Origin of the sequence: Acetobacterium paludosum, assembly GCF_008086595.1 — a bacterium.
In the GTDB taxonomy this organism is placed as follows: domain Bacteria; phylum Bacillota; class Clostridia; order Eubacteriales; family Eubacteriaceae; genus Acetobacterium; species Acetobacterium paludosum.
In genome coordinates, this window is the sequence record NZ_RXYA01000014.1 from 79,780 (window position 1) to 96,571 (window position 16,792).

General features: G+C 44.6%; 16 protein-coding genes. 12 read left to right on the forward strand and 4 right to left on the reverse strand.

The annotated features are described in order from the left end of the window. Nucleotides 1–46 precede the first annotated feature (46 nt). The 12 genes from FZC41_RS14055 to FZC41_RS14110 all read left to right on the forward strand — a co-directional run bounded on the left by FZC41_RS14055 (nucleotide 47) and on the right by FZC41_RS14110 (nucleotide 12,527). Nucleotides 47–460, forward strand: a complete 414-nt coding sequence (locus FZC41_RS14055) for a Rid family hydrolase (RefSeq protein ID WP_148568075.1) — start codon at nucleotides 47–49, stop codon at nucleotides 458–460. Beyond that, complete coding sequence (locus tag FZC41_RS14060; RefSeq protein ID WP_148568076.1) at nucleotides 457–777, forward strand: (2Fe-2S)-binding protein; 321 nt, start codon at nucleotides 457–459, stop codon at nucleotides 775–777. Before FZC41_RS14055 ends, FZC41_RS14060 begins: the two co-directional genes overlap by 4 nt. Next, a complete protein-coding gene (locus tag FZC41_RS14065) occupies nucleotides 774–2,369 on the forward strand; it encodes an FAD-dependent oxidoreductase (RefSeq protein ID WP_148568077.1) in 1,596 nt (531 codons plus the stop codon). Before FZC41_RS14060 ends, FZC41_RS14065 begins: the two co-directional genes overlap by 4 nt. 107 nt (nucleotides 2,370–2,476) lie before the next feature. Then, the gene (locus FZC41_RS14070; protein ID WP_148568078.1) at nucleotides 2,477–2,806 is read left to right on the forward strand and encodes a (2Fe-2S)-binding protein; all 330 of its coding nucleotides are present in this window, start codon (nucleotides 2,477–2,479) and stop codon (nucleotides 2,804–2,806) included. After that, nucleotides 2,799–3,926, forward strand: a complete 1,128-nt coding sequence (locus tag FZC41_RS14075) for an NAD(P)/FAD-dependent oxidoreductase (protein WP_148568079.1) — start codon at nucleotides 2,799–2,801, stop codon at nucleotides 3,924–3,926. Before FZC41_RS14070 ends, FZC41_RS14075 begins: the two co-directional genes overlap by 8 nt. A 302-nt stretch (nucleotides 3,927–4,228) precedes the next feature. Further along, the gene (locus FZC41_RS14080; protein WP_148568080.1) at nucleotides 4,229–5,086 is read left to right on the forward strand and encodes a helix-turn-helix domain-containing protein; all 858 of its coding nucleotides are present in this window, start codon (nucleotides 4,229–4,231) and stop codon (nucleotides 5,084–5,086) included. Between the two features lie 63 nt (nucleotides 5,087–5,149). Next, complete coding sequence (locus tag FZC41_RS14085; RefSeq protein ID WP_148568081.1) at nucleotides 5,150–5,503, forward strand: P-II family nitrogen regulator; 354 nt, start codon at nucleotides 5,150–5,152, stop codon at nucleotides 5,501–5,503. 221 nt (nucleotides 5,504–5,724) lie between these two features. Then, nucleotides 5,725–7,149 (forward strand): APC family permease, encoded by a 1,425-nt coding sequence (locus tag FZC41_RS14090; RefSeq protein ID WP_148568082.1) that lies wholly within the window; start codon nucleotides 5,725–5,727, stop codon nucleotides 7,147–7,149. Between the two features lie 57 nt (nucleotides 7,150–7,206). Further along, a complete protein-coding gene (locus tag FZC41_RS14095; protein WP_148568083.1) occupies nucleotides 7,207–8,349 on the forward strand; it encodes a tyramine oxidase subunit B in 1,143 nt (380 codons plus the stop codon). Between the two features lie 180 nt (nucleotides 8,350–8,529). Beyond that, a complete protein-coding gene (locus tag FZC41_RS14100; RefSeq protein ID WP_186855156.1) occupies nucleotides 8,530–8,952 on the forward strand; it encodes an arsenate reductase/protein-tyrosine-phosphatase family protein in 423 nt (140 codons plus the stop codon). 398 nt (nucleotides 8,953–9,350) lie between these two features. After that, entirely contained in the window at nucleotides 9,351–11,588 is a 2,238-nt protein-coding gene (locus FZC41_RS14105) for a PTS sugar transporter subunit IIABC (RefSeq protein WP_148568084.1), read from the forward strand. Nucleotides 11,589–11,681: 93 nt separating this feature from the next. After that, nucleotides 11,682–12,527, forward strand: coding sequence for a PRD domain-containing protein (locus FZC41_RS14110; RefSeq protein ID WP_148568085.1), 846 nt, complete (start codon nucleotides 11,682–11,684; stop codon nucleotides 12,525–12,527). Nucleotides 12,528–12,608: 81 nt separating this feature from the next. Here the strand turns inward: FZC41_RS14110 and FZC41_RS14115 are convergent, their stop codons facing one another. The 4 genes from FZC41_RS14115 to FZC41_RS14130 all read right to left on the reverse strand — a co-directional run bounded on the left by FZC41_RS14115 (nucleotide 12,609) and on the right by FZC41_RS14130 (nucleotide 16,662). Further along, a complete protein-coding gene (locus tag FZC41_RS14115; RefSeq protein WP_243136730.1) occupies nucleotides 12,609–14,471 on the reverse strand; it encodes an HD domain-containing phosphohydrolase in 1,863 nt (620 codons plus the stop codon). Between the two features lie 205 nt (nucleotides 14,472–14,676). Then, entirely contained in the window at nucleotides 14,677–15,363 is a 687-nt protein-coding gene (locus tag FZC41_RS14120) for a VC0807 family protein (RefSeq protein WP_148568086.1), read from the reverse strand. A gap of 2 nt (nucleotides 15,364–15,365) precedes the next feature. Then, a complete protein-coding gene (locus FZC41_RS14125) occupies nucleotides 15,366–16,079 on the reverse strand; it encodes a flavodoxin family protein (RefSeq protein ID WP_148568087.1) in 714 nt (237 codons plus the stop codon). Nucleotides 16,080–16,104: 25 nt separating this feature from the next. After that, nucleotides 16,105–16,662, reverse strand: coding sequence for a PadR family transcriptional regulator (locus tag FZC41_RS14130; protein ID WP_148568088.1), 558 nt, complete (start codon nucleotides 16,660–16,662; stop codon nucleotides 16,105–16,107). Nucleotides 16,663–16,792: the final 130 nt, after the last annotated feature.

A 16,792-nucleotide genomic window follows, 5' to 3' on the forward strand; every position in this document is an offset into this window, starting at 1 on the left:
AGCACCGCTAAAATCAATAAATCCAGTAGGAAAGGATGTAACCAATATGTCAAGAATTAATTATTCATCCGGAGCACCCCTTGAAGAAAAAGTCGGCTATTCACGCATGGTGCAAATAGGCAACCTGATTATGATCGGAGGAACCACCTCGGTCCAGGCCGATGGCAGTGTCTATGGTGAAGGCGATCCCTATGCCCAGGCCAAATTTATCTTTGAAAAGCAAGTTAAACTATTAGCAAAGGCCGGGGCCAAACCAAAGGATGTAGTCAAAATCATGGTTTATGCGACCCATATGTCAGATTGTGGGGAAATCAGCCGGGCCTATTCCGAGATTTTCAAAGAATTTCGGCCGCTTTTTACTGCCGTCGGGACACCGGAGCTTAACCGACCCTCGCAATTGTGTGAGATCGAAATGACCGCTATTATTATTTCATCGGCAGAAAGCGAAGGTGCAAAATGAACCGGATTAGCGAACATCCCATTCTCGGGAATACCGAAATGGGCCGGAAAGTTGCTTTTTTCATGGATGGCAAACAAATGGAAGGCTATGAAGGTGAACCCATCGCGGTGGCCCTTAAAGCTGGTGGAGTCATGATTCACCGCTACACACAAAAGAACCATGAACCCCGCGGCATCTTCTGTGCCATCGGGCGCTGCACGGACTGCGTGATGATCGTGGATGGGGTTCCCAATATCCGCACCTGCATCACCCCCTTGGTTTCGGGCATGAGGATTCAGACCCAGGATGGGGTCACAGCATTGGAGGTAACCGAATGAAACGATATGATTTAATCGTCGTCGGGGCCGGCCCTTCCGGTCTCTCCGCTGCTATCGAAGCCGCCCGATGCGGGCTGACCGTTGCTGTTTTTGATGAAAATGCCAAGCCCGGTGGGCAATTATTCAAACAGATCCATAAATTTTTCGGTTCCAAAGAACACCAGGCGAAAATCCGGGGCTACAAAATCGGCGAAACTCTGCTTTCGGAAGCGGATGCAGTCGGGGTCAAGGTCTTCCTGAATGCCACCGTTTCTGGGATGTATATGGACAAAGAAATCCTTGTTCGGAGGGGCGATGCCATGGAGCACTGCAAAGCGGATGCCATCATCATCGCCACCGGCGCTTCCGAAAACATGGTCACCTTTGATGGCTGGACTCTGCCCGGTGTCATCGGTGCCGGTGCCGCTCAAACCATGATGAATCTTTACAGCATTCAACCCGGCCAGCGCGTACTGATGCTAGGCAGCGGAAATGTCGGGCTGGTGGTCAGCTTCCAGCTGATGCAGGCCGGCTGTGAAGTCATCGCTCTGGTGGATGCCTCACCCCGGATTGGCGGTTATGGTGTTCACGCTTCCAAAATCGCCCGGTGCGGCGTGCCCTTCTATCTTTCCCATACCATTACTAAAGCAGAAGGCCCTGATTGCATCACCGGGGTAGAGATTTCCCAGGTGGATGATCACTTCACTCCCATCCCCGGAACTCAGAAACATTTTGATGTGGACACCATCTGTATGGCAGTCGGCCTTTCCCCGATGTCCCAGCTCCTTAAAATGGCCGGCTGCAGCATGATCGATGATCCCCGTCGCGGGGGCCAGGTTCCGCTGGTGGATGAAAATGGTGAAACCTCCATTCCCGGTATTTTTGCCGCTGGGGATGTCTCCGGCATCGAAGAAGCCAGCTCCGCCATGATAGAAGGGCGGATGTCCGGTCTTTCCGCCGCCGCTTATCTGGGCTTTCTCAGTGAAAAAGACAAAGATAGCAGTCTGAATGAATTGGAAGTCGCCTTAAACAGTCTGCATCAGGGCATGTTCGCCCCCGGCAGCAAGGGTAAAGCCTTCACAAAAACTGATGAAGGGATTGCGGTCTCCCAAAGCCTCCTTAAAAAAGGCTATCTTGATGAAGCCGACATTGCCCGATTTAACCATTTCGATAAAAAATCCGGTGTCCATCCGGTGATCGAATGTACCCAGAATATTCCCTGCAATCCCTGTCAGGATGCTTGTCCCAAGGATTGTATAAAAATCGGGAAAACCATTACCGCCCTGCCCCGAATCGATGCAGACAGCACCTGCACCGGATGTGGGATGTGCGTTGCCTCCTGTTCCGGCCAGGCCATCTTCCTGGTAGACGAAGACTATGAACCGGGCTACGCCAGCATCACCCTACCCTATGAATTTTTACCCCGGCCTCAAAAAGGGGATTTGGGAACGGCCTTAAGCCGCAGCGGCCAGCCTCTCGGCGTCGCCGAAATCATCGATGTTCGCAGCGCCAAAGCCTTTGACCACACCACGCTGGTCACCATGAAAGTCCCGGTGGCCCAAGCCATGACTGCCCGGTTTTATAAACGCGAAGCCCAAAGAGCTGAATTATAAAAAGCAGCTATGAAATTCAAATACATCAACCAATTGTGTAAACTAGGCAGCGAAGTTCACAACAGTTTTGCATTTATCGATCAGAATCAAAGAAAAGGAGAGAAAAAATGAAATCAATTAATGATCGTTCACAGGATATTGGTCCCTTCGTTTCCCAGACCGATGACGGAGTCATCATCTGCCGTTGCGAAGAAATCACCAAGGGCGAAATTCGCCAGGCGATCCACGATGGGATGTTTACCGTCAACGAAATCAGACGTTACCTGCGGTCGGGCATGGGGCTTTGCCAAGGACAAACCTGTGGCCGGCTGGTGAAGAACATCGTTGTTCAGGAGCTGGATGTTATCCCGGCGCAATTAGATCCAGCCACCAGCCGTTCCCCGATGCGCCCGGTGGAAATGAAAGTATTAGGAAATGAAGAGGTAACTCATGTCTAAACATACCGATATTATTATCATTGGCGGCGGCATCATCGGTAACGCCACTGCTTACTATCTCGCCAAAAAAGGCCTATCCGTCACCGTTCTGGAAGCCAGCAAGGACATCGGTATTGGCGGTTCTTCCCGTAATGGCGGCGGCGTTCGACAGTCCGGCCGGGACACCCGGGAACTCCCGCTGGCTATGTGGGGTATCAAAAATCTGTGGCCGGGACTTTCCGAAGAACTGGGCGTGGATGTGGAATACATCCAAAAAGGCAACCTGCGGCTGGGGAAAACCGAGGCCCATCAGAAAATCCTGCAGGGCTTAACCGACAAGGCGGTATCCTGTGGGCTGGATGTGCGCATGATCGACGGCGACGAAATTCGGGCCATCAACCCCTATCTTTCCGACGAAGTCACCTGTGCCAGCTGGTGTCCCACCGATGGTCACGCCAATCCCCTGACGGCCACCCTGGGCTACTATAAAAAAGCCCGGGAATTGGGAGTCCGCTTCATTACTGAATCCCCCTGCTTCGAGCTGCGAAAAATTAAAGGCGTGATCCGCCAGGTCGTCACTCCCGATGCTATCTATGAAGCCGATAAGATCCTGGTGGCAGCCGGGTATGACAGCCGCAGACTGTTAGCAACCGTAGGCATTGATGTCCCGATGAAGCCGATGAAAATGGAATGTCTGGTCACCGAAGCGGAACCGCCGATGTTCTTGCAAATGCTGGGCACCGCCGAAGCCGATTTCTACGGCCATCAATCTAAGCATGGTTCCTTTGTTTTCGGCGGGTCTTCGGGCTTGGAACCTTTCAATAAAGACAATGGCACCCCCATTTCCAGCAGCATCGGGGCCTCCTGTACCTGCCGGGGGATTATGAAGTACTTCCCGGCGCTGGCCGACGCCAAGATCGTCCGAGCCTGGGCCGGTTGGCTGGATGATTGTGCCGACAAGGTGCCGGTCATCAGCCCGGTGGAAGAAGTTCCCGGCCTGTACATCGCCTGTGCCTTTTCCGGCCATGGTTTTGGCATCGCCCCGGCGGCCGGCTATAACATCGCCGAAATGATGGTCGACGGTCAGTCAATCATCGATTTGTCCGCCTTACGCTACGACCGCTTCAAGCCCAAGCAGTAAGAATGCTCTGATTCGAAAGGTATTAATCAGAATTTTCATAAAAATGATTGTTTATGTAAATTAGTACCGATTTTTACTATTCTTTCCTTCCGAACTATGGTATATTGTATACATAAATAAGAAGTGCACGACCAACCATAAAAAGACAAGGATGTCGAAACCAAAGTTTCGGCGTCCTTGTCTTTTTTATGTTGATCAAACAGAAATTACTTTGCTGCCGGTTGTCGCAACCCAACAGCAAGCTCACGGCACTTTCGCAACAATCCGTTCAGAAAGGAAAGCATACGCTTTAGGTTTTACCTATGATTGGTCTATTGCAACGGTATGGGTCTTATGAGTCATCCCTAAAAGAAAAAATCATCATCCCGAAACAGCCTTTAATGGTTCAGCATTCCCAGGGTTATGAATGCTTTGATTACCGGGCTTATGGTATCTCCCACTTTTATCGGTTCCAGGTCACCCCGGAAATGTTAGAAACAGCCACCATCGTTCCTGATGGCACCGTGGACATCGTCTTCCGTTGCGGTCAGGATCACGTGGATGCAACCTGCTATGGGGCGGTTCTGAAAATGCACACCATTGATTATGCTACCAGCTTTCATTTGGACGATACCATCTTTGGCATTCGTTTTTTGCCCGGAAAGGCATTCTTACCCAAGGGCTATCCCATTGGCAGCCTTACCGAGACGTCCATTCCATTGCCGGAAATCTGCAAGGATCAGGCCATGATGGAAGGCATCACCAAGAGTACCGATTTTAAAGAACAGATTCAATTGTTTCTCAATGCTTATATTCCGGATTATCAAAACTATTACAGTCCCGATACTCGTCCCTTCAGTTATTGCATGGTTGATGAGATCACCAAGGTAGTGGGGATTATCAATGTCAATGAATTAAGCCAAAGCGTCGGCTATACCCCAAGATACATCAACCGGCTCTTTAATAATGAAATTGGCTTACCCCCCAAGACCTTCTCAAAAATCATTCGTTTCCAGAATGTTTTGCTGGCCCTGGGGAAGGATCAGCATATTTCAACCATCGCCGCGGATATGGGTTATTATGATCAGTCCCACCTGCTCAAAGAATTTAAACAATTCACGGGAATATCGCCCCTGAATTACCGCAAATCCCTGACTGCCGGAACAGCCCTTCGGATTTAAACCAGCAGCGAAGCTCACAGCCGTATCTATACAAATAAAATATAAAAATTAAGGAGAATCATTATGGAATTATCACGTATCGAAATTATTACCAACAACTCAAAAATCGAAGCTTTAAAGAACGCCATGGGTAAATATGGCATTACCGGGATGACCGTCTCTCAGGTATTGGGATGCGGGGTCCAATTTGGAACTCAGGAATACGAAGTTGAGCAGAAAAAAGAACCCACGCTCCTGCCCAAGGATCTGGTTATGCTGGTGCTTCCCACCAAAGATGTTCCGGCTTTCCTGAAATTTGTCCAGGAAGAACTCTACACCGGGCATATCGGGGATGGCAAAATCTTCGTCTCTGCCGTTACCAATGCCATCCGCGTCCGTACCGGCGAAGACGGTCTGGATGCGCTTTGCCAGAATTAAGACAAAACCATCCTGTCTTGTTTTCTAATAATTACAAAATCCAAAAAAAGCGAACAATAGTTGCTTTGCTGTCAGTTTGCACAAACAATTTTGTAACGTGTAGGCGAACAGTCGACAGACTGTCCGCCGTACAGTGTAAAAAGTGTTTCGTGTAAACTGGCAACGAAGCTCATGACAGTTTCGCTAATCACCTATTATTTCGCCCATGAAAGGAGCTTACCATGACTGAAAAAAAACTTGGCTTGCCCAGCGTCGTCGCCACCGGGGTTGGTGTCGTCGTTGCCACCAGCTGCCTGATCTCCCTGGGGATAGGCTCAGCCGCCATTGGCATGACCTTCATCATTTCCATGGTCATTGCCATCATCTTAAATATTCTTTTTGCTCTCTCGGTCTCTGAACTCAATGCGCTCATGCCCAACTTAACCGGTGGACTGGCCCAGTATACTCTGGCCTGTATGGGGCCCTTTATCAGCATCGTCGTGATGGTCGGTGGGTATCTGCTCTGTAATACCATCGTCGGCAGTGCCGAGTGCGCCATGTTCGGGAACACCATTGCCAGTGTTCTTCCGAATATTCCGATCCCCGGCAACTACTATAGCGTCGCCTTGATCATCATTTTGATGATCACCAACTTAAACGGGGTGGATGTTTTCGCCAAAATACAAAACGTGGTGACCTATACCCTCATTGGCTCTCTGGTCATCATGGGCGTCCTTGGTTTTCTCAAACTGGGTACCGGTGAAGTGGTCGCCCAACCGATGATCCTATCAACCAATTTCACTGATATCACCTCCCTTTGCGGGCTGGCTTTCTTCCTCTTTATCGGCTCTGAATACATCGTTCCGATTTCAAACCGAGTTCAGAATGCCCGGCGAAACGTCCCTTTGGGCCTGATCATCACTCTGGTCGTCGTTTTTGGGATGGAAACGCTGCTGGTTTTCGGTTTTCACAATTACACCGCCTGGGCTGACCTGGGGGCCAGCACCACGCCCCACATCTTATACGGCACCATGCTGCTGGGTAATTTTGGTACCATCTGGATGGCCCTGGTTTCAATTTGCGCCGTTACAGGTGTGATCAATACCATCATTTCATCCCTGGCTTATATCGCTGACGGGATGGCTAAAATCAACCTACTGCCTAAATTCTTCATGAAGACGAACAAGAAAGGGGCTCCCTATGTGGGCATCCTGATCATCGGCGGAATTATGGCACTCATCAATGCCACCGGCTTATCCACCACCAGCCAGCTGTCCTTCCTGATCTTGACCGGCGTGGTCTTCTGGATGGTCGCCTATATCGTCACCCATCTCAATGTGCTGGTGTTACGGAAACGTCTGCCCAAAGCCCCCCGAACCTTTAAGGTACCCTTCGGCCCAGTGATCCCGATCATCGGTTCCCTTGGCATTGTCTGGATGATTTATAACATTTCTTCCGATCCGGCGACGCGGATATCTATTTATTTGACTTGTGGGTTCATCTTCGCTTGTTTGACGGTTTATTCCGTCATCTGGGTCAAAAAGGTTATGAAGCTCAAACTCTTTAAACCCATCCCGCTGGAAAAGGTTATGGCGATGGAAAATGATCTTTACCATGTCTATCACAATGCGAAATCCGGGGATCACATCCCCAAGTTAGAAAAATAAGTTCAGCACTGTTATTACAACATTTTAAAATAAAAAACTATTTGGAGGTTTATCATTATGAAATTACCAGGAATTGATTTATTGTATTTAAGTGAACCAGATATGCTTAAAGCTGGGGTGGACGATGTTGTCGGCTGCACCGATTGTATGGAAGAGCTGTTGAAGCTCCTGGATAAGGGCGACTATCGGATGGGTGGTGATAATGGCAATTCTCACGGTTGCATGATTACTTTCCCGGACGAACCTGAATTCCCCAATATGCCCAAGAACGGCCCGGATCGCCGCTTCATGGCGATGCCCGCCTATGTGGGCGGCAAGTTCGATGTCGCCGGAATGAAATGGTACGGCTCTAATGTTGAAAACCGTGACAAAAAGCTGCCCCGCTCGATCCTGATGATGATGCTCAATGATAAGGACACCGGCGCACCACTGGCCCTGATGTCTGCCAACCTGCTCAGTGCGTATCGTACCGCTGCTATCCCCGGTGTGGGCGTGAAGAATCTGGCGCTTAAAGACGCCAAAGTTCTGGCCATCATCGGCCCAGGAGTGATCAACTCCACCGCGATTGAAACCTTCGCCGCCTTGCGACCAACCCTAACGACCCTTAAAATCAAAGGTCGGGGCCAGGAATCCATTGACCGCTGCATCGCCTATGTCAATGAAAAATGTCCTCAGTTCACCGAAATTATCATCTGCGAAACCCTGGAAGAATGTGTCCGTGATGCGGATATCCTCAGCTTCGCCACCTCTACCCCGATGGGCAGTGGCCCTTCAGCCTATCCCTTCGTTAAAACCGAATGGATCAAGCCCGGTGCCCTCTTCTGTCTCCCGGGTGCGGCCGATTTTTCAGATGAACTGATCAAAAGCGACAAAACCAAACTCGTGGTCGATAATATCTCTCTTTACGAAGCCTGGGCTGAAGAATATCCTTACCCAACCTTCGATATGGTCTACATCCTCGGTTCCAAATTTATGGATATGATCCACGATGGGAAGCTTGAAAAATCTGCTATTCATGATTTGGGAGCCATCTTAAACGGCAAATTACCCGGACGTGAAAGCGACGATCAGATCATCCTCTACTCCGTCGGCGGCATGCCGGTGGAAGATGTGGCTTGGGGCAAAGAAGTCTACGACTATGCCCGAAAGAACAATATCGGGGTCGAACTTAACCTTTGGGATCAACCAGCTTTATACTAAAATTGAACTAAAATCCAAAGTGCCACGGATATCCCGTGGCACTTTGGATTTTATCCTTATGTTAAAAATATTTAACCTGACTGTAATATTTTCTATCACTTTCTTTTGATATGATAACAACAAATTAAAAGACAAATGTATTCAAGAATTTGTCTAAATCAAAACGAAATGGAGAATAAAATGGATAAAACAAAAGTCGCATTTATTTGCATGCATCATTCCTGTACGAGTCAGATTGCGGAAGCATTAGGCGAAAAATTTGGAGGTGACGTCTTTGAAAGCTATTTGGCCGGAACCACAAAAATACTCTCACCCAATCCCGATGCGGTACGATTAATGAAGGAACTATATAACATCAATCTGGAGGAAAACGAAGCTTCGAGACTGTTGAAAGATCTCCCGCCCGTTGACATTGTTGTAAAAATGGACTGTGACAACAGTTACCCAAACCTTCCCGGTGAATTCATGATCGACTTGCGATTGGAAGATCCAGCCGGAAAAAGCAATGATGAATTCAAACACTTTATTTTCGGAATTGAACAATTCATAAAAAATCTTGCTGTAGAAATTAAAAAAAATCATGTTTCCTCAATCCTTCAATAATTATTTTCAAAAATAATTTTCAAAAATTCTCGAAATAAATCCGAATTGAATCCCACTCATGATGGCCGGATTCGGTTTGGTGATCCCTCTTATTCTTGCTTCCCTCCTCACTAAAATTAAAACACATACTTTCTCCGTCATCAGAATCCACTTCATTAATTATCAAAAGTATTTATTAAAAAGCCTTGACAAACCGAATAAATTGACTTACGATTACATCAACAACTAAATATTGTTTTTAATAGTGTGTTACTGAATAATCAGGCATTAACTATTCAAGAGGTAGTCTTATCAGAATCTGCTCTTGGGTGTTAATGTCTTTTTTTATGCAATAAGATAAAAAAAGAATAAAGATAAAAGCACTGATAACAAATAAAAGTTGAATAAGGAGGAAAAAAATGAAAGACAAGATTTTTGGTGTTTTACAACGTGTTGGCCGATCTTTTATGCTGCCCATTGCTCTGTTACCGATAGCCGGTCTGTTTTTAGGAATTGGGGGTTCGTTTACCAACGAAACCATGTTAACATCCTACAACTTGATGGGGATTATGGGGCCTGGTACCATAATCTATGGAATTTTAACGGTTATGATGGCCGCAGGTGAGATTGTTTTCAATAACTTACCCATTATTTTTGCTATGGGTGTGGCCATTGGTATGGCAAGACAGGAAAAAGCCGTTGCAGCTCTGGCCGGAGTAATTGGTTACTTCATTATGCATACCGTCATTGGTGCTCTGATTACCCTAACCGGCACCTATACCCCGGAAACCCTTTTGGCGGCCAATGAAACCGGATTAATAGCAGCCGCTAAAAAAGGTGTTGAGTATATTCCCCTCGTCGCCAATCAATTACTGCCCAGTGGTTCAATCTCCAGCACGGTCGGGATTACCTCTTTGCAAATGGGTGTTTTTGGCGGTATTATTGTTGGTTTAGGCGTGGCAGCACTTCATAATAAATTTTACAAAATAGAATTACCATCTGTTCTTTCCTTTTTCGGAGGAACCCGTTTTGTTCCCATCATAACCGCCGTGGTATTTTTATTTGTTGGTGCTTTAATGTTCTATATCTGGCCTTTTATTCAAAATGGCATTTATGCCCTTGGAGGGCTGGTTATGGCATCCGGATACTTTGGAACCTTTATTTATGGTTTCATTGAACGAGCACTGATTCCTTTCGGTTTGCACCATGTCTTCTATCTGCCATTCTGGCAAACCGGCCTGGGTGGAACCATGACGGTGGATGGTGTGGTTGTTGAAGGTGCCCAGAACATTTTCTTCGCCCAATTGGCCAGTCCGGATGTTCAGCATTTTTCAGTAGAAGCGACCCGTTTTATGTCAGGTAAATTCTCGTTCATGATTTTCGGTCTTCCCGGGGCGGCACTGGCCATGTATAAATGTGCTAAAACCAGCCGCCAAAAGGCCGTGGGAGGGTTGTTGATGTCAGCTGCTTTAACTGCCATGATCACGGGAATTACCGAACCCATTGAATTCACCTTCCTTTTTGTGGCACCCTTTCTTTATGTGATTCATTGTGTTCTTGCCGGCTTATCCTATATGTTCATGCACATGCTCAATGTTGGCGTCGGCATGACTTTCTCAGGCGGCCTGATTGACCTTACCCTGTTTGGTATTCTTCAGGGGAATGCTAAAACCAATTGGATCTACATTGTCCTTGTTGGCGTCGCTTATTTCTTTGTATATTACTTCCTGTTTAAATTTTTAATTCAAAAGTTTAATTTAAAAACACCGGGACGTGAAGATGATGACGAAGAAACGAAACTATACACCCGTACCGATGTTGATGCAAAAAACAAAGCTAAAAATGCCGGCTCAGAAGGATTGCCACTCGCATCCAGCGATCCGGTATCAGCCATGATAACCACCGGGTTAGGCGGCAAGAAGAACATCGTGGACCTTGATTCATGTGCCACCAGACTTAGAGTAACGGTTAAAAATGGAGAAATCATTGATGAAAAGATTCTTAAATATTCCGGCGCCATCGGTGTGATAAAAAAAGGAAATGGCATTCAAGTCATTTATGGCCCGAAAGTCACCGTTATTAAATCCAAACTGGATGAATATTTGCAGAGTCCTGAAAGTGATCTGGAAACAGACATTCCCGTAATCCAAGAACCAAGCGAAATACCAAAAGAAAAAGCTACCGAGATTGAGGCCCCAAAAGCCACGGAGATTTTCGGATCTCCCATTGATGGCGTAATCGCCAATATCACCGAAACCCCGGATGATGCCTTCAGTCAAAAAATGGTCGGCGATGGAGTGGTGATTTTCCCCACCGGCAATAAAATCTATGCCCCCTGTGATGCCAGTGTTGATGTGCTTTTCCCGACCAAACATGCCGTAGGACTGACCAGCTTTAGGGGAACGGAAATCCTCATTCATATCGGCATTGATACCGTCAAATTAGATGGTCAAGGATTTACAGCCTTTGTGAAACAAGGCGATCAGGTGAAAAAAGGTGATTTATTATTGACCTTGGATCTGGATTATATTGCTAAAAATGCCCCCTCCACAGCCATCCCGATTGTGTTTACCAACCTTTCCGATAATCAGAAAGTGAAGATCCTTAAAAGTGGAACGATCAAAGCAAATGAAGCTGCCTTTTCAATCGAATCCTAATTAGACTTGCATCTCTTCTGAAATAGAGTTAATATTAATAAAAAGCATGCCACTGGAAACCAGTGGTTTGCTTGGTTCCAAAGGGGTGTTTTCATGGTTGTCATCAAAAAAATATTAAACAATAATGCCATCTTGGCTTTTGATATTGAAAAAAAGAAGGAAGTTATTTTTCTGGGCAAGGGTGTCGGCTTTAATAAAAAGATTGCCATGACCGATGAAACCCCGCCCGGAATCAAAAAGTATTATCTGGATAAAGACACTGAAAAAGGACTTTCAGCCGATCTCATCAAAAATGTAGCCCCGATTTATTTAGAAATCGCCCATGAAATTATTAAAACTGCGGAAGTCAAATTCGAACAACTGGACAACCACATCTTACTGCCCTTGGCCGATCATATTGCTTTTGCCATTGAACGCATTGAGGGTCATATTAATTTTGAAAATCCGTTTACTAATGATATTCGCTTCTTATATGAGCAGGAGTTTGAAGTTGCCCTAAAGGGAAAGGCGGTCATTACCGAAAAAACCGGCTATACGATCAGTGACGATGATGTGGGCTACATTGCTTTGTACATTCATTCCGCCATTAGCGATACCAAGGTGTCGCAATCCATGAATGTCGCCATTATTATGGGCGAAGCCATCAAACAAATAGAAAACGATTGCAGTATGACCATTAAGGTTGGTTCGTTCGCCTATTCCCGGCTCATGTACCATTTTCGTTTTATGATTTCCCGGGTAATGACCAACGAAAAACTAAACTCCGATATGATTGAATACACAAAAAACCATTGTCCCTATGCCTTTGAAGTGGCTGCCGGCGTCTGCCAAAAACTCGAGCAAGAATTAGGCAAGCCTTTTTCCGAAAGAGAAGTCAGCTATTTAGCCTTGCACATTGAAAGGATTCGAATGATTGAGGGATCATCTCTTGAATCATGAAATAACGCCGGAAAATTTACCATAAAAGATGATAAGTTTCCGGCATTATTTTTCAAGTTAAATAACATAGATTTCTTCGGTTTACTTTTTTAAAAAATTATCAATAAATATACTTACCAATTCCGGATCAAATTGGATCCCGGCATTTTCCTGTAATTCTTTTAATACCGCTTCTGCTGGCATTTTACTTCGATAACTCCGTTCACTTGTCATGGCATCATAGGCATCAGCAATGGCAATGATTCTTGACTCTAACGGTATCTCTTCGCCTTTTAAGCCTTTGGGGTAACCAGTGCCGTTCCATCTTTCATGATGAGCCAGGACATACTCAGCCATTTCTGACATCTCATGAACGGTACTGAGAATGCGATAGCCTATTTCTGAATGGCGCTTAATTTCGGTCCACTCAACATCGGTTAGTTTCTCCGGTTTATTGAGGATTCTCTCATCGATAGCAATTTTCCCGATATCATGAAGTAACCCTACGGTTTTAAGCTCCTTGACTTTATATTCGGACAATCCCAAAACTCTACCCAACCTTTCACAAAGTTTTGAAACTCGGTGGGAGTGTTGTTCCTCTCGTTTGTTTTTTTCATAAAGGGTTTTTATAATCGTATCAACCGTCTTCCCCCTCATGCTTGGGCTTTCAAACAGTTTCCGATGATACATCTGATCTTCGGCTTTTTTGAATACATTTTTAATATCCTCAGCCTCGTTTATTTTTGTTTTATAGCCAAAGGAAATTGAAATATAAAGTGACCCTACTGTTTCTTTTAATGAAAGATCCTTAATCCGCTTGAGAATTTGCTCTGCTTCAAAAGTATCTGTTTTCGGTAACAAAACAACAAATTCATCCCCGCCGATTCGGGAAATAACAGCATCAGCCGAGCATGCCTTGGTGATCACTTCCGCCACTTTCTTTATCAGTTCATCACCCATATCGTGGCCAAAGGAGTCATTGACCAGCTTTAAACCATTAATATCTCCCATTAACATGGTCAATGGCAGATTTTTATTTGTATCCAATCGCTGCAATTCTTCTTCATAAAATCTGCGATTATAGAGACCCGTTAGCTGATCGTGAAAACTAAGATTCATTATTTTGGTTTCTTTTAATTTATTGTCTGTAATATCCTGGATGGTGCCAGCCACTTTGCTGGCCTTGCCATCATCATCCCGGATCAGGTTGCCAATCGAATGAACAAAATGCAATTGACCCGTTTTAAGATTTCTTAGTTCGAATTCAATATTATAGTTTTTGTTTTTGTCAATCAAATCTTTTAGGGTAATATCCATCATCTCACGGTATTCCGGCAGAACACTTTCTTGAGCCAATTCCAAAGGAATATACTGGGAATGATAATCAATTCCATAAATATTGAAAGCCTCTTCGGAGGCCCACATTTCTTTGGTCGTCAGATTCAGCTCCCAATTGCCAACATGGGCCATCTTTTGGGCGGCAATTAATCGTGTTTCACTTTCCTTTAATAGCACTTCTACCCGTTTGCGATCCGTAATATCCCGAATGATGCCCACTGAATGCCAGCCATCAGCCATATAAATAGCTGAAAGTGACAATTGTATATGAATCTGCGTACGGTCTTTTCGACAAGCTTCCAAATCAAGTGTTTTTCCGATGACATTACCCTGACCAGTCTGTTGAAACAGAGGGAAAGCGGCCTGGTGGGCTTTATGATATTGAGGCAGAGCAATTAAGTCGTGGAGGTTTTGACCAATAGCTTCAGTATCGGCGTATCCGAAAATGCCCTCAGCCCCAGGATTCCAGAAAGAAATAATACCAATCGAATCCATCATCAGGATGGCATCATTGGTTGAATCGGTGATGATGCGAAAGCGCGCTTCACTTTCCGCTAATTCAGTTTGATTAAGCTTACTTTCAGAGCTATCATGATTCTCTGTAACTTTTTCAGTTTTAGCATCCACTGTTTTCACCTCACTATCATTTTTATATATTATAATATAGGTGTCAAACATATACAACATACTTTGCTTTGTTGCCAGAACCCGGTTTAGTTTCAACTAAACCAAACCATATAGATAAACCAAGCCCTTTGATTACAGCGAAACCTGTACCGATGAAAATTATTACCCTCATATCGCAAAAGTGATATGAGGGTATTTTCACTTGTCATACTATTGTCGATTCCTTATTTTCAACGACTAATTTTTCTGAAAGGGAATCAGTCTTCTTTCCGCGGTTCCAATACCACTTTGGAAATGTCATTGATACAACTAACAGCAACGGCGTCGCAATGCTGTTATAAACCATACTGATTGCATAATATGAACTCATTGATACCGAAACTAACAAGGCGATTCTCACTACGGCCTGACTGATATTTAGAATCCCCCAGGCACAGGTCAATATTCGCCAGGCTGATTTATATTTGGGATTTTTTCGAAAGTCTTCCGATACATTTTTTAAGTAAGATTGTTCGACGATGACCTGAATTAATGATCTTTCGAAAAACAACGACCCAAAGAAAACGAATGCCCCCAGAAAGTCCTGTACAATCGGAGCGACTAAATAAAAGGTGGGATCCCTTGAAATAACTGTCCCGATTAATCCTACCGCCGAAAAAGTTCCGGCGATAATGGCAAGAGCATTCATTTTACGTTCAATGATATAACTAATTAAGACCACTCCTAAACACCATGATCCTGAGAGTATAATTCCCAATAATGTCATTTTAAAGTTATCAAAAGCAGCAAATATAATAATCGGGATAATCGCACTGACGACAAAGTCCCGGTTGAAGATGTTTTTCAGCACCGATTGTTTCCCATTTAAAAGATTTCCTGATGGTTCGTTCATGTCTATAATTCTCCTTTTCTGTTTTCGCCATTTGCAGCGTTCATGTAAGTTTCAGAATCAATATAATCTTTATTCAAAATATTTTGTGTCGCATCAGTTATGATTCCCTGATTGACTATTTCTTCACCGGCGTTTTCCAATGCCAGGAAAAAGGGGCTGTATAATTTTTCAAGCATCGCATTAGAATGAATCGCCTGGAGGATCCCCCCTTGGGCACATAAAATAGCACCAGCGAGATTTCCCCTTGTCATAACCTTGAAAGTCTCTAATAACCCTGAAAAATTATAGTCGCCGGGGAAACCACAGTTTGAAATCAGAACTGACTTAACCGGAATTTCTCTTTCAAGCCGTTTGGGATGGCCGTATTTTTCTCCGACTTTGACGATTTCTTTATTATTTAATGGCAGCATCCGATCCATAAAATCTTTCATAATGCCGGTCACCGTAAAATAATATAATGGTGTGGCATAAACCATGATATCAGCCTCGGATACCTTAACCAACAGGTCTTCCATATCGTCTTTATGGACACACTTTCCCGGGGTCTTGTTCCAGCACGAAAAACAACCGCTGCAATGTTGAATGTTTTTTTCCGCAAGATAAACTGTTTCTATCGCTGCCCCGGCTTTTTCACAGCCTCTTAAAAATGGTTCTAAAATAACCTCAGTATTTCCATTCTTTCCTCTTGGGCTTCCATTTAAAGCTAAAATATTCATTTGTAATCCTCCCATTCGTTTTTTATTAGGCTTCTATTTCTTCCAAACTTTTTATGGTTTCTTCACACCACTTGATCTTTGCTTCTGAATCATGCTTGCCGTAATTAACAGTCGAAATCCATAATACTAAATTCATTTTATCGATCTCATCCTTGTGAGCCTTTAACGCCTTCTCAATCTGAGCATATTGTACCAGCATTTCTTCACTCACTTCTTTTATTTGTAGAAACTTTTCAATCAACACTTCTACGGGAACATTCTTCGACCAGAATATTTTTAACAGCAGTTCTGATCGGCCATGTTCAGGTTCCACCGGCATTAAAAGCCAATTTTCTAATTCTGCTCGGCCTTTTTCGGTAATAGAATAAACATTCTTTGATGGTCGGCCTTCCGTTTGTTCAACCTGCTTTGTAATTAATTCTTCTTCTTCCATTTTCTGCAACACCGGATAAATATGTCCGTAATTTTCATTCCAGAAATAACTTATGGACGAATCACAGAATTTTTTAATATCGTATCCCGAACCGGACATTGTATTGAGAACCCCTAAAAGCGCATACTTTGTTTTATTTTTTTTGGCCATTCGTTTTTACCTTCTATCCCTATCACTATTGTCTATACATTCGAAATATATCACAGTGATATATAATTTATTTTATTATACCACTGTGATATATAAAGTCAACCAATTATTTTATTTTTTTTATGCAGTC

Bases quoted from the DNA above. Each gene is read 5' to 3' on its own strand.
- FZC41_RS14055 (WP_148568075.1), top strand. From the start codon at position 47: ATGTCAAGAATTAATTATTCATCCGGAGCACCCCTTGAAGAAAAAGTC.
- FZC41_RS14060 (WP_148568076.1), top strand. From the start codon at position 457: ATGAACCGGATTAGCGAACATCCCATTCTCGGGAATACCGAAATGGGC.
- FZC41_RS14065 (WP_148568077.1), top strand. From the start codon at position 774: ATGAAACGATATGATTTAATCGTCGTCGGGGCCGGCCCTTCCGGTCTC.
- FZC41_RS14070 (WP_148568078.1), top strand. From the start codon at position 2,477: ATGAAATCAATTAATGATCGTTCACAGGATATTGGTCCCTTCGTTTCC.
- FZC41_RS14075 (WP_148568079.1), top strand. From the start codon at position 2,799: ATGTCTAAACATACCGATATTATTATCATTGGCGGCGGCATCATCGGT.
- FZC41_RS14080 (WP_148568080.1), top strand. From the start codon at position 4,229: ATGATTGGTCTATTGCAACGGTATGGGTCTTATGAGTCATCCCTAAAA.
- FZC41_RS14085 (WP_148568081.1), top strand. From the start codon at position 5,150: ATGGAATTATCACGTATCGAAATTATTACCAACAACTCAAAAATCGAA.
- FZC41_RS14090 (WP_148568082.1), top strand. From the start codon at position 5,725: ATGACTGAAAAAAAACTTGGCTTGCCCAGCGTCGTCGCCACCGGGGTT.
- FZC41_RS14095 (WP_148568083.1), top strand. From the start codon at position 7,207: ATGAAATTACCAGGAATTGATTTATTGTATTTAAGTGAACCAGATATG.
- FZC41_RS14100 (WP_186855156.1), top strand. From the start codon at position 8,530: ATGGATAAAACAAAAGTCGCATTTATTTGCATGCATCATTCCTGTACG.
- FZC41_RS14105 (WP_148568084.1), top strand. From the start codon at position 9,351: ATGAAAGACAAGATTTTTGGTGTTTTACAACGTGTTGGCCGATCTTTT.
- FZC41_RS14110 (WP_148568085.1), top strand. From the start codon at position 11,682: ATGGTTGTCATCAAAAAAATATTAAACAATAATGCCATCTTGGCTTTT.
- FZC41_RS14120 (WP_148568086.1), bottom strand. From the start codon at position 15,363: ATGAACGAACCATCAGGAAATCTTTTAAATGGGAAACAATCGGTGCTG.
- FZC41_RS14125 (WP_148568087.1), bottom strand. From the start codon at position 16,079: ATGAATATTTTAGCTTTAAATGGAAGCCCAAGAGGAAAGAATGGAAAT.
- FZC41_RS14130 (WP_148568088.1), bottom strand. From the start codon at position 16,662: ATGGCCAAAAAAAATAAAACAAAGTATGCGCTTTTAGGGGTTCTCAAT.